Genomic DNA, 12,754 nt, shown 5'->3' with positions numbered 1-12,754 from the left:
TAAAAACGGGGAAACCGTTACACAAGCTCTTATCAAACAGCTCCTCTTTGAACACCCCGTCAAAGGGGCTTTTCGGGTAATTAAATACCACACACAAGCAAACAGCGAAGTGCCTTTGCCCCGACCTCGCCATAAACCCCAGCCGTAAGCGGGGTTCTTAGGGGCGGAGCCTCTAAGCAGACGGAAAAGATAGGAGGGGTTTGGGGAGGGAAGAAAACCCGTTCTGCCGGGGTGCCTTCCCTCCCCAAAATCAGCCCCTAAGCGGTTCTTTTGAAAAGAGAGGGGGTCACAGGGGGAGAGGAAAACTTTTATCCGAAAAAGTGTTCCTCTCCCCCTATTAAATTCCCCCGACGTATGCTATACTTAACCGTAAGGAGGGCAGACGCTATGGCAAGCACCTTATATACACTTGCACAGCCTGAAAAATTCACCGTCCGCAATGACTATGCGTTTAAAAGAGTCTTCTGCACGGAAAAGAATAAAGACATTCTCATAAAATTCTTTTCGCTTGTAACCTGAATGCAAGAAATCATTTTGCCTATTTTCGGCTTGAAAACAGCGAGCTTACTACCCGCTTTTACGATGAAAAAACAGGCAGGCTCGACATAAAAATCAAATTGCACTCAGGCGAAAAAATCAACCTTGAAATGCAAAATATCTGGTTTGAATACTTTACCAAACGCAGCATTTTTTATTGGACGCAACTTTTTCTCGAAGACTTCAGCAAGGGAGCCGATTACAGCGAACTCAAAAAATGCATAGCGATAAACATTCTCAATCAGACGTTTCATCTTGCCAATAAAATCCACTCCGTCTATAAGATTTTGGAAACGGAAGAACACAGCGAGCTGGACGGAATGCTTGAAATCCACTTTTTGGATTTAACGAAAATAGCGAAAGAACAGCGCAGCGAACTGGAAAAATGGCTGCTGTTTATACAAACCGACGAAAAGGAGGTGAGGAAGATGTTGGCAAAAGAAAATCCTTTAATGCAAAAAGCCGAAGACACGATGGAAGAATTCTACACTGTTGCGGAACAACGAGCCCTTTACCAAGCTGCATGGCGATACGAGAGCGACCGCGTTTCTATGATAAATGAATCGATGAGAAAAGGCATTGCTCAGGGCAGAAGTGAAGGTATAGCACAAGGCTTTTCCGACGGCGTTAGGCAAAACAAACTGGAAACGGCAGCGGCATTAAAAACAATGGGGCTTTCCATTGAGCAGATAATGCAGGCAACAAATTTGAGCAAAAGCGAAATAGAAAAACTGTAAACCCCTTTAGTAAGCCGCTCTTAGCAGTTAAAACAAAACCGCAAAGCTCGCAGAGCACGCAAAGAGACAATAGAGGGCTTGTAAAATACGGCACCCCGAACCCCTAGCACCCTCTGCGCTCCGAGCGGTTAAAAACACCCCCATAGCGCAACCCGCTAATTAAATTGCAATCCCAAATCATAGCCGCCAGCCGCAAACAGCGAAGCCCCTTTGCCCCGACCCCGCCATAAACCCCAGCCGTAAGCGGGGTCCTTAGGGGCAGAGCCCCTAAGCGGTTCTTTTGAAAAGAGAGGGGGTCACAGGGGGGAGAGGAAAACTTTTATCCGAAAAAGCTGTCCTCTCCCCCTCCTTAAATGACATCGACAAAATAAGAAAAAACCACCCCCTCGCACACAAGCAAAGCGCGTAAGCGCCTTTGCCCCCGCAACCCGCCCCAAAAAAACTACCCGCGAGTTTGCTGCAAGAAAACTCGAAGCCCAAAAAGGTACAGGACGTACCTTTTTGGGCGGGGTTCTTAGGGGCGGAGCCCCTAAGCGGTTCTTTTGAAAAGAGAGGGGGTATAAGGGGGAGAGGAAAACTTTTATCCGAAAAAGTTGTCCTCTCCCCCTCAAAAATCATCAAATTTCCCCACTTGACATTTTTTTTTTATATAATGGAGCTGTTTTTTTTTAGGAGGAACATATATGAGCGAACTTTTGGAAAACCTGCAAAGTTTTAGAGAAGAAACCTCTAAATCCGACAATACGCGGTATTACTCGTGGATTGACTGTAACCTCGTCTTCAGACAAAAAAAGACCGCTGATGACGTTTTGGCTAAAGAACTTTTTATGTTCTTGGCAAGTTGGGGTATGTTAAGAAACTCCTTTCTTCTTAACCATAACCGGCGCATCTTACTTCCGGTAATAAACCTTCTTAAAGACCCGCGTTTTAAAATACTTCAAAACGCAAGTATCGACACGGTTGAAGCCAATGCTTCCCTTATAATTACCCTTAAAAATGAGCTTTTCTCGTGTTTAGACTCTTTAAAAAATAAGGACGACAGAAACATTACCGTTACCCTTATTTCCAAAATTATTACGGGCGCCTTTGCCTGCTCCGTAGCCTACGACACCAATGTATGTAGTGCCCTCCAGGCAATACATCTGTGTCAAACCTTTAACAAAAAGTCGATTTTGGAGCTTTGTACCTTTTACAAAGAACACCCCGAACTTGAAAAAATGAGGCTTAAAATACAAACCGAAGACGGCATAGACTACCCGCCCATGAAAATCCTTGATATGGCTTTTTGGAAGCCGGGAGAAAAAAAGTAAAAAAGCCCTATCAAGGCGCGGGGCATAAAAAGCGCCTTAACGATTTTTTCATAACTAATCGATTTATATAGGAGGATTAAAAATGAAAAAAATTATCTTAAGTATTCTTTTAACTGCGGTTTTCCTGGCGGGAGCCTCATGCAGCGAAAAAGAAGGAAGCGGTGTAGGGGGCTCAAAGCCCATGGCGGCGGATTATTTCAGTTACACTCTTAGCAAAGACGGTAAGGCTGTTGAAATAACCGGATTTTCAAACAAAATGAAAGAAGAGTTTTACGATAAAAAAGGGGAAATGTGGAATCTTACCGTCCTTCACTACCCCGGTAAGATTGAAGGCTTACCCGTAAAAAGCATAACCGTAACCGAGCCTTTTAAAAAATTTAATCCGGAAGCCAAAAGTCAGGAAGACGGGCTTATCCCCTATGATGCGGTAATTATTCCCGACAATGTCGAAACGGTTTATATTAAAGGCCCTATGGTGCAGGGGGGAAACTTCTCCTCGCTTTGTGCAAAAAAAATAATACCGGGTAAAAACGCCAAGTATAAAACGTATATTGAGGACGAGTGGCTTAACGCCTATTTCTTCCTTTATTTGGAAGAGTTTACGGCGCCACAATCGGCGGAACATTTAGGTGCCTATGCAGCTTGTACATTTACGGAAGTAAAAATTCCCTCCCATATTAAATTTATCGGTACGGAAGGGCCGTCTAACGGTGGCTTTGCCGAGTGCCCCAATTTAAAAGAAATTATAATACCCGACGGGGTTAAAATAGGCGGTCATGCAACCTTTGAAAAACTTGCCTTATCGGTAAAAACCCAAAAAAGGCTCCGCGAGCTCGGCTACAAGGGCTCATTTTAACCTGTTTTAAACGCTTTTTAACCCCTTTTTAAAAAGCTCTCTGCCTTTTTTCTCTTGCGTTTTTAAGCGGTATAAAAGGCAGGGCAACCTTTAAGTTTATTACCCTAAAAACCCGTTTAACACCTCTCCCAATCTTATCGGATTATCCTTATTTACTTCATGCCCCGCCTTTTTAATAATGTTCAATTCCGCATTCGGCAACACCGTTTTTAAACGCAAGGCGGCATTCATATTAACCCTGTCCTTTTCTCCGCAAATAATAAGAGCGGGGCAAGTTATCTTACATAACTCCCTGCTGAAATCCAAATCAATCATCGAATCGGAAAGATGTATAAGCTCTTTCTTTTTTAATCCCGTTTTTTTAAAAACTTTTTCAGGCAGCATGGAAAAAATTATATTTTGAGCCTTAAGCAACATCTTAGGCATAGCATACTGTACTCCGATAAGCGCCAAAGCATTAACCTTATCGCTATTTTCAATTGTATAGTGCAATGCAAGAATACCGCCCAAAGATAAACCGCAGATACGTATCGGCTCGGAATACCTTTTACAATATTCCGAAAATGCACAATACAAATCGGCATAATTTATTTCCTTATCTTTAACCAATGTAAATAAGTCGGGGCAATCAATATCCTTTCCGCCATTTATTACTCCATTATTCATCGTATCTATAGTTTGTTTCCAACTTGCAGAACTTTGCCCCAAACCGTGAAGCATAATACATTTCATAAAAATTATCTTTATTCCTTTTTACATCTTCCGATTTTTAATTTTGCCGATATTATACCGTATTTAAACCGTTTTTGCCACATGTCGGTTCAGGCAAAAACAATACCGCCTTTGCCGCTTATAAATGCAGGAAATAAGGGGATGTCTCAAAAGTCGGTTACTTTTTCGCCATCCCCGTCGAGTTTAAAATTAAGTCTTTGTATCATAATGACTTAATTTTAAACATCGCAAGTTAAATCTAAGGAAAACCGGTGAGCAAAGCTCACCTCTAAAAACTGAAGTTTTTGGAAAGCCCCCTTCTAAGCGCGGCTTTTATATCGGGAAATAATTTTTTTTACGTTCTTTCGACACAGTGTATTATTCTGCAATCCCGCCCGTATCTTTTACTGTGTATTCTTTTTCCTCCCGGTCGAAAGCTTTAATTCCTTTGTTTTATGTTGTAAATGCCAAAGCCGTGCATACAGCCCCTTCCGCTCAAGTAATTCGGAATGCCTACCCTGTTCAGCGATTTTTCCCTTATCCAGTACGATAATGTTATCCGCATTTTTAACCGTTTTTAAGCGGTGCGCTATCATAATAACCGTTTTGTTTTTTACCAGATTCGACAACGCCTTTTGCAGTGCAACCTCATTCCGCGCGTCCAAACTGGCGGTCGGCTCGTCCAATAAAAGTATCGGTGCATTTTTTAACAATGCCCGTGCAATGGAAATCCGCTGCTTTTCTCCGCCCGAAAGCGTACAGCCCCCTTCGCCGACTGTCGTATCATAGCCTTCAGGCAGTTTCATAATAAAATCATGACAGCATGCCTGTTTTGCCGCTTCAATCATATCTTCTTCCGTTGCCTTTTCATTACCGAACACAATATTTTCCCGTATTGTTTCATTAAAAAGATACACATCTTGCAGTACAAACGAAATGTGTTTTATCCACTGTTCCGCCTGAATATCTTTTAAAGTAATACCTCCGATTTTTATCTCGCCTCCGTCCGTGTCCCAAAATCGTGCGATAAGCCGTAACATTGTCGATTTACCGCCGCCTGACGGCCCGACAATTGCGGTAAGTGTGTTCTTTTTAAATGTGCAGGAAACATTCTCAAGTGTTTTTTCCCTTTTTGAATACGAAAAGCTCACCTTGTCAAATACAATATCGTCGGTCAGGTTAAGCGTTTTTTCTCCCGTAAGCGGCTTTTCCCGCATGATAGTATCGATTCTTGTTGCGCTTTCATAATGGACTCTTAAAATCGTTATATAGCGTACCCACATTAAAAGCGGACTGATAATCTTTGTCCCGATAATGATAATACTTAAAAATTCCGCTAACGATACGGTGCCGCCGAGCACCAGATATGCGCCGGTAAAACACATAAGGGGAAGCCCGGCCCGCACCATTGTAGACGAAAAACCTAAAAGAGCGCCGCCTATACTTTCGCCTTTTATACAGACATTCATAAGATTAGCGTATGCATTTTTAAGTTTTTTAAAACCGCTTCCCGTTTGATTGTAAGAGCGCAGTATCTTCATACCTAAAATATATTCATGTAAAGAATCCGCAGCTTCGTCTTTTGCCGCTCTTGCTTGCACCGTAAGTTTTGCAAGTATTTTAAGCGAGGTATAGGTTATAAAGGCTGCAACAGGAATGGTAATATAAAAAGCCGCCGCCATTTTTGCATTAAAGTAAAACATAAAAACGGAGGTTACAAGACAGGAAAATATAACGCCGAACAAAGCGGTAACTAAAGCTGCCATACTTTGTTCAATTGCCAAAAAATCTCCGGTAAAGGTATTGATAAGCTCGCCCGTTTTTGTTTTTGAGAAAAACCCCAACGGCAGTGTTTTTATCTTTTGTATAAATTCTTTTTTATGTGCCGCCGAATTTTTTGCAGCGGGAAGGAAGGTTTTTAAAAAGGTTATAAAACTTATAATAAATTGCAATAAAAAAAAGCCTGCAAGCCATAGGGCAATGCTCCAAAATCCGTCATCAAAAATAGCGGTAGGATTTTTAAAACGGATAATCAACACGTTTATTGCAAAATATATTGCAATTGCCGGAAAGCTCATAGTAACGCCTTCTAAAAAATACCAAACAACGGGCACTGTCATCTCGTAAGGATGCCCCATTGTAAATTTACGTATAATTTCTTTCATTGTATCGCTTCTCCTCTGTGTTCAAGTTCCCATTCGTCCGCTTCATATTGCAGCTTCCATAACGTTTTATATTCCGTATTCTTACTTATCAACTCCGTATGGGTACCCCGTTCAATAATTTTTCCGTTTTGTAATACGATGATGTTATCCGCTTCCATAATACTTTGCAGTCTATGTGCAATAACAATGACCGTTTTATGTTTAATCAGATTTTTAATCGCTTCCTGTATGACGTTTTCATTTTCCGCATCGGTATAGGCGAGGGCTTCATCTAGGATAATAATAGGCGACTCCTTTAAAAATGCCCGCGCAATGGAAATACGCTGCGCTTCTCCGCCCGATAATTGTATGTTGCCCGAACCGATGAGCGTATCGTAGCCTTCAGGCAGTTTCATAATAAAATCATGACAGCATGCCTGTTTTGCCGCTTCAATCAGTTTTTCTTCCGGAATATTTTTATTCATTATAATATTGTTTTTTACCGTGTCGGAAAAAATAAAGGTATCTTGAAACACAAAGGCAATTTTATCCATCAATTCTTTTGTTTCTATTGTCCGTATATCCTTACCGCCGATTGTAATGCGTCCTTGATGAATATCATAAAACCGTAACAATAATTGCCCGACGGTTGATTTTCCGCTTCCCGATTCTCCGACTAAGGCGGTCATTTCTCCTTCGTTACATGAAAAAGAAACCGAATCCAATGCTTTGTGCCGACCGGAATCCGTTTCGCTTTGATATGAAAAAGAAACATTTTCAAACTCAACACTATTGTGTGCAATCCGCTTTTGCTCCGGTTTAAAATCAAAAACGGGACTATTCAGTATGAGCTCTATTTGCTGTAAGCCCGCCTGCGTCATACGCAACTGTGCGGCATAATCAATGCAGGTTAATAAGGGTTCCCACAAGGCAGGAGTGATGATAAGCGCCATCAGCACCGACAAAACGGTATCGCCTGTCGGACTGTAAGTAATCAACAATCCCCCTGCCGGAAGAACAAAGGTAAGAAGGGATAAGCCGATGCTTTTATACATAGTCATATTGAAAGCGGCTCTTTTATAACTTGTTACTTCCCAAAATTCATAATCGTCAATATATTTTTCTAAAGTCTTTGTCATTCCGTGCGTTTTTCCGAACAGTTTTACTTCGGCTATTCCCTTGACATATTCCGAAAATGCTCCGGTAATGTTCTGTGCGGACTGTGTAACATCTGCATAGATTTGTTTTGCCTTTTCACCGCCGAAAATCGAAAATTGAAAAAAGAATCCTGCCGCAATCGAAAGAATTACCGTGAGCGCCAAAAAAATATTAAGATACCCGATACCCGCCAATAATAAAAGGAGGACAAGAGTCGAGCCAATCATATCGGGCATTATATGCGCAATGACTCCCTCAAGTTTTCCAATATCCTCGTCCATAATTTTTTGAATACCGCCGCTTGTGTGTTCGGCGAAAAACCCTATCGGCAATTTCCCCAAATGCTCCATAATTTTTATTCTGTATCGGTACAAAATTTTAAATGCCGCAGTATGACAGCCGAGACTTCCGCAAAAGGAAAAAACCAAATTTAAAAGTATTGCAGCCCCTGCAATGAGTACCCAAAAAAGAATCGCTCCTTTATTGTTCGAAACTCCGTCCGTCAAAAAAAGCTTTCCGATATAATACACCGAAATATAGGGTACGACATTACAAAGCATTCCGATAACCGAAGCGGTTATGCCTGCCGTTAAAATGCCCCTTCCTTTCTCCGTTACCGAGAAAATATGTTCCAATATACCTTGAGATTTTTTATTCAAAACAGCCTCCTCATATTTTTATTTTGTTAGTAGTTATTAACTTAATATTAGTCGTTTTAAAAACCGTTGTCAAGATGATAAGGCTTTAATTTAAGCAGAAAAATGTAAAAATTCTTGCTTTTTCCGCATTATTATGCTATAATAAACTTCAAATAGAAAAGAAATATACATAAAAGAACGGGAGTAAATATGAGAACGCTTGAAGATTATTGGGCTGATTTTGAGCGGTACGGCTTTATTAAACATATACAAAACGGCAGAATCGACTACCGTTTACCTGAAGAAAAAGGGAGCGGCGGTTTTTCCGTTTTGGGAGATTCCGAATCGGCTATGGCTGTCGTTTCCGACTGTACGCTTTTTACTCCCTTTATAATAAAAGAACATGTCGATGAGCTTATATTGGAGGCAGGTCATTACTATACCGGTTCCGCTTCGTATTATCAAAAAGAAGAGAGCCGTTTTGAATTTGAGTACGGACTAAATGCCTATGTAAATTATCCGGTTTTTGACGGATACAAAAGGATTGAACCGAATATACGGCTGGTGAATGCAGGTTTTGCCTTCCGTAAAAAGTTTTTTGATACACTGCCTATTAAACTGCATGAAGATTTTTTTGAAAAAGCGGCGGAGGCTTTAAATCCCGCCCCCATAACAATTCCTCAACTTTCACTTATTTGCAATCAACTTAAAGAATGTACATTGGAAGGAGCGGCTTTACGGTTATTTATTCACGGTAAAGCGTATGAAGCATTTGCACTTTTGTACGATTATATTTATAGTAAACCTTTAAAATGTGCCGTTTATCTTTCGCCTCAAGATAAATCCGTTTTAAACGAAGTAAAAAAATATATCGAGCTTCACTTTGCAGAGGATTTTACCATAGCGGAATTAACAAAACGGTTTGCACTTAATCAGCAAAAAACGGTAACGGGGTTTAAAGAACTGTTTCACACAACTATAAACGGCTACACAAAAAAAATGAGAATGACAAAGGCTCTTGAATTGCTGCATAAAACGGACCTTTCGATTATAGCCGTTGCACAGGCGGTCGGCTACTACGGCGACGGTTTTTTTCAAAAAGCATTTAAAGAAACTTACGGTATTACGCCTAACAAAATGCGCAAAGAGCTGAAAAATTGATATGTCAAGACCTACGACAAAAAAATATTTATTAAAAGTTGCCGGATTACAGTTTGCAAACCTTATAAAAACTCATTACCGGAATTGACGAAGCGGCACAAACCGCCGATATGTTCCCGAACGAACGGGATAACGATGCAAGGGGCGTCTTTATGCACTTAAGAACTCTATAGACCATACTTTTACAATCCTGAAAAATATGCTATAATAACGGCAGAGGGACGCTTATGGATTTTAACCGAAAACTGCCTATCGGCGTACAAAGTTTTAAAGATTTACGCGAAAAAGAATTTCTTTATGTCGATAAAACCGCATTTATTCCTAAACTCGCAAATTCAGGCAAGGTATATTTTTTAAGCCGCCCGCGCCGCTTCGGTAAAAGTCTTTTTCTTTCGACGTTAAAAGCATACTTTTTAGGGCAAAAAGAATTATTCAAACAGCTTGCAGTCGAGCAATATGAAAATGCAACAGATGAGCCGTGGCAGGAATATCCCGTTTTTTATTTTGATTTTAATGTCGGGGAGTTTAACTCAAAGGACGATTTAAAAGCGCGGCTTAATTTTGAGTTAAGCAGATATGAAGAAATCTACGGCGGCATATCGGACACACCGGCTTTACGGTTTCAAAAACTCCTTGAAAGAGCGTATGAAAAAACCGGAAAGCAGGTTGTTGTGCTTGTAGACGAATACGATAAACCGCTTTTACAAACAATGAATGTAAACGAAACATTAAATGAAGAATACCGCGCAACACTCAAGGCATTTTACTCGGTGTTAAAAAGTGTAGACCAATATGTACGGTTCGCCTTTTTAACCGGTGTTACAAAATTCAGTAAGGTAAGTATTTTCAGCGATTTAAATAATTTACGCGATATAAGTTTTGAAGAAGATTTCAGCTCCGTATGCGGACTTACACAAACGGAACTTGAAAAAATATTTGAACCTGAAATTAAGATATTACAGGAAAAAGCGGCTTGTTCTTATGATGAAATAGTGTTGCAGTTAAAACAAAAATATGACGGCTATCGGTTTCATCAAGCAGGTGAAAATGTGTATAATCCGTTTAGTGTAATAAATGCATTTGCAAAAAAAGAATTGGGAAATTATTGGTTTGAAACGGGCACACCGACTTTTTTGGTAAACTCTTTAAAAGATTGTTCCTATAATATCCCTGACTTGGACGGGCATGTGGAAATGGATGCCGCCGGTTTATCCGATTACAGGGCGAACTCCGGTTCCGCAATTCCTATTTTGTTTCAAGCGGGATATTTGACGATAAAAGATTATGACAATACAGTACGGCTTTATACATTAGGCTTTCCCAATGACGAAGTGCGCTACGGTTTTTTATATAACCTTTTACCGAGCTATTCAAATGTGCTTTATTCCGATGCCGCCTTTTCCGTAGCGCAATTTTACCGTGATATTATTGCAGGAAGAGTAAACGAATTTATGCAGCGGTTAAAATCGATAATGGCGAGCGTACCGTACGACACGGTAAAAAAAGAAAGTACGGAAAGCATTGCGTTAAGGGAACACAACTTTCAAATATGCGTATACTTAGTCTTTGCACTGATGGGGCAGTTTGTAAAAACGGAAACGCCGTCATCAACGGGAAGGAGCGACTGCACGGTAGAAACCGAAACGGCGGTGTATATTTTTGAATTTAAGTTAAAAGATTCCGCAGCTGCCGCCTTGCAGCAAATTAAGAAAAAAAACTATGCGGAGCGGTACAGGGCGGAAAACAAAAAAATCGTGTTAATCGGAGTAAGTTTTAATGCCGAAGAGAAAACCGTCGGTGAGTGGATAATTGAAGAAGCGTAAACCGGCGGAATAAATCCGCAAGATAAAAATAGGTACATAGTATGACGCTAAGTAAAGAATATTTAAATTTTATTTTAGAAGGTTTACTTTACTCAATGCAAATAGCATTGAGTAAAAACACTCCTCGAGTTTGCTTGAAAAACTATTTTGCAAACTTGCATTATTGTATGCACTTTTTCACTTCGTTACAAAAGTGCGGAAAACAAGCAATGCTCAAAAATTGATATTTTTTCCGCTTGCTTATTTTATGAGAACAATTATCCGAATTACATGATATAAGTTATCGGGCAATGATGTGAAACTTCCGGCGGCAAAGAAAAATCGTAAGGAATTACTGTAACACTTGAAACGGAAGGATTGCTGCTTCGTCCTCGGAAAGAAACGGATAATGCTTTACGGTATCGGAAGAATATACAAAAACCGATATTTATTATAAAATGCAACCATTCGATTTATATATTCCGATACGAATTCATTCCAATTATTAAAAAGAGCTGAAAGAGTATACGGAAGCATTGGAAAATATTTTTTCAATGTATTTGATTCTGAAATTGGATTTAAACAGTAAAAAATCATCTAACACCCGCTTCAAGTTGACATCGCGAATAAACCGCAAATGCGGGCTAAGAGAATATTAGGCTGATGTCGCTATTCGCGGCATAATGAGCGGCAATACCTCTTGCAATTTATAATAGCGTAAATTATATTAAGAGCACTTAAATAATTTCAGAAAAATTGCCCTATAGTCAGCTTCAAATAAAACATTGACAGAAAAACTTAAAGGAACTATACTAATATATAGATAAACTACATTATAATTATGGAGGTTTAAAATGAAAAAAGTTATAAGTATACTTTGTATTTTTTATGTGCTCATATCGGCAAACTGTGTTTCAATGAAAACCATATACGGAAATAAAAAGATTGAAACTAAAACTTTCAATCTTGAAGATTTTGATTCTGTAGATATAAGTCTATTTTCCTCATCTGCAAACATAATACGTGGAGAAGCCTTTAAGGTTGAAATTGCTCTTAATTCAAATTTATTTGAATTTGTTGATGTGTATGTCAACAAAGCAGATGAAAAACTCATCATTAAAACAAAGAGTAATATCAATATACGGGACGGCAAGGCTGAAATATTCATTACGATGCCCAAAATAAAAAGCCTATCCGCGGCTGGGCGTACGGAAAGTACAGTTTCTGGTTTTTATGATAAAGATATGTCGGTGTCATTATCTATCAGAGGTGCAGGTTCTATAACAGCCGATATTATTGCACGCAGTATCGGTATCGATATTTCAGGTGCGGGGAAAACAGATTTAAAAGGCAAGATGGAAGAGTTTTTTCTTAAGGCTAGCGGAAGCACAAATGTAATTGCCGATGTTATTGCAAACAATATAACTTTGAATACATCGGGTATAAGTGATACATATTTAAAAGGGACTGCTGAAAAAATTATTGTCAGTGTTTCAGGTTCGGGAACTCTAAAGGCGACGGAGCTTAAGGCTAAAGATATTTCTTGCACGATTTCCGGTTCCGGGAATATTGAAATATATGCCGAAACAAGTTTAAAGGCAACCACATCTGGTTCCGCAACTGTCCGGTATGCAGGCAATCCGCAAAAAGTTACCTTGAATTCTTCCGGTTCGGCAAAAATAGAAAAATTGGAATAAAGG

At 39.7% G+C, this 12,754-nt stretch carries 10 protein-coding genes; 7 read left to right on the top strand and 3 right to left on the bottom strand.

Annotated features, from left to right (window positions below; all coding sequences use genetic code 11):
- The first annotated feature begins 387 nt into the window (after positions 1–387).
- The 4 genes from DYQ05_RS13740 to DYQ05_RS06480 all read left to right on the top strand — a co-directional run bounded on the left by DYQ05_RS13740 (position 388) and on the right by DYQ05_RS06480 (position 3,440).
- Complete coding sequence (locus DYQ05_RS13740) at positions 388–519, top strand: PD-(D/E)XK nuclease family transposase (RefSeq protein ID WP_252723259.1); 132 nt, start codon at positions 388–390, stop codon at positions 517–519.
- Positions 498–1,274, top strand: a complete 777-nt coding sequence (locus DYQ05_RS06490; protein WP_353934593.1) for an Rpn family recombination-promoting nuclease/putative transposase — start codon at positions 498–500, stop codon at positions 1,272–1,274. Before DYQ05_RS13740 ends, DYQ05_RS06490 begins: the two co-directional genes overlap by 22 nt.
- A gap of 683 nt (positions 1,275–1,957) precedes the next feature.
- Complete coding sequence (locus tag DYQ05_RS06485) at positions 1,958–2,584, top strand: hypothetical protein (protein WP_206183117.1); 627 nt, start codon at positions 1,958–1,960, stop codon at positions 2,582–2,584.
- Between the two features lie 82 nt (positions 2,585–2,666).
- Positions 2,667–3,440: a leucine-rich repeat domain-containing protein gene (locus tag DYQ05_RS06480; RefSeq protein WP_206183116.1), complete on the top strand. Its 774-nt coding sequence runs from the start codon at positions 2,667–2,669 to the stop codon at positions 3,438–3,440.
- A 99-nt stretch (positions 3,441–3,539) separates the two neighbouring features.
- Here the strand turns inward: DYQ05_RS06480 and DYQ05_RS06475 are convergent, their stop codons facing one another.
- From DYQ05_RS06475 to DYQ05_RS06465, 3 genes are all read right to left on the bottom strand, one after another.
- Positions 3,540–4,172, bottom strand: coding sequence for an alpha/beta fold hydrolase (locus DYQ05_RS06475; protein ID WP_206183115.1), 633 nt, complete (start codon positions 4,170–4,172; stop codon positions 3,540–3,542).
- 383 nt (positions 4,173–4,555) lie between these two features.
- Positions 4,556–6,316 (bottom strand): ABC transporter ATP-binding protein, encoded by a 1,761-nt coding sequence (locus tag DYQ05_RS06470; RefSeq protein WP_206183114.1) that lies wholly within the window; start codon positions 6,314–6,316, stop codon positions 4,556–4,558.
- Entirely contained in the window at positions 6,313–8,112 is a 1,800-nt protein-coding gene (locus DYQ05_RS06465) for an ABC transporter ATP-binding protein (protein ID WP_206183113.1), read from the bottom strand. The genes DYQ05_RS06470 and DYQ05_RS06465 overlap by 4 nt, the downstream gene beginning before the upstream one ends.
- A gap of 189 nt (positions 8,113–8,301) precedes the next feature.
- Here DYQ05_RS06465 and DYQ05_RS06460 point away from each other — a divergent pair, with 189 nt between their 5' ends.
- The 3 genes from DYQ05_RS06460 (at position 8,302) to DYQ05_RS06450 (ending at position 12,751) form a co-directional block, all read left to right on the top strand.
- Positions 8,302–9,252 (top strand): helix-turn-helix domain-containing protein, encoded by a 951-nt coding sequence (locus tag DYQ05_RS06460; RefSeq protein ID WP_024467676.1) that lies wholly within the window; start codon positions 8,302–8,304, stop codon positions 9,250–9,252.
- Between the two features lie 227 nt (positions 9,253–9,479).
- The gene (locus DYQ05_RS06455; protein ID WP_206184074.1) at positions 9,480–11,075 is read left to right on the top strand and encodes an ATP-binding protein; all 1,596 of its coding nucleotides are present in this window, start codon (positions 9,480–9,482) and stop codon (positions 11,073–11,075) included.
- Between the two features lie 833 nt (positions 11,076–11,908).
- On the top strand, positions 11,909–12,751 hold the full coding sequence (locus DYQ05_RS06450; RefSeq protein WP_206184073.1) for a head GIN domain-containing protein: 843 nt from the start codon (positions 11,909–11,911) through the stop codon (positions 12,749–12,751).
- Positions 12,752–12,754 lie beyond the last annotated feature (3 nt).

The sequence above is a fragment of the Treponema pedis genome, assembly GCF_017161325.1.
Classification (GTDB): domain Bacteria; phylum Spirochaetota; class Spirochaetia; order Treponematales; family Treponemataceae; genus Treponema_B; species Treponema_B pedis.
This window is presented reverse-complemented; position numbering and strand designations above follow the sequence as displayed.

Excerpts from the sequence above, each read along its gene's own strand:
- DYQ05_RS13740 (WP_252723259.1), top strand. The coding sequence starts at position 388 with ATGGCAAGCACCTTATATACACTTGCACAGCCTGAAAAATTCACCGTC.
- DYQ05_RS06485 (WP_206183117.1), top strand. The coding sequence starts at position 1,958 with ATGAGCGAACTTTTGGAAAACCTGCAAAGTTTTAGAGAAGAAACCTCT.
- DYQ05_RS06480 (WP_206183116.1), top strand. The coding sequence starts at position 2,667 with ATGAAAAAAATTATCTTAAGTATTCTTTTAACTGCGGTTTTCCTGGCG.
- DYQ05_RS06475 (WP_206183115.1), bottom strand. The coding sequence starts at position 4,172 with ATGAAATGTATTATGCTTCACGGTTTGGGGCAAAGTTCTGCAAGTTGG.
- DYQ05_RS06470 (WP_206183114.1), bottom strand. The coding sequence starts at position 6,316 with ATGAAAGAAATTATACGTAAATTTACAATGGGGCATCCTTACGAGATG.
- DYQ05_RS06460 (WP_024467676.1), top strand. The coding sequence starts at position 8,302 with ATGAGAACGCTTGAAGATTATTGGGCTGATTTTGAGCGGTACGGCTTT.
- DYQ05_RS06455 (WP_206184074.1), top strand. The coding sequence starts at position 9,480 with ATGGATTTTAACCGAAAACTGCCTATCGGCGTACAAAGTTTTAAAGAT.
- DYQ05_RS06450 (WP_206184073.1), top strand. The coding sequence starts at position 11,909 with ATGAAAAAAGTTATAAGTATACTTTGTATTTTTTATGTGCTCATATCG.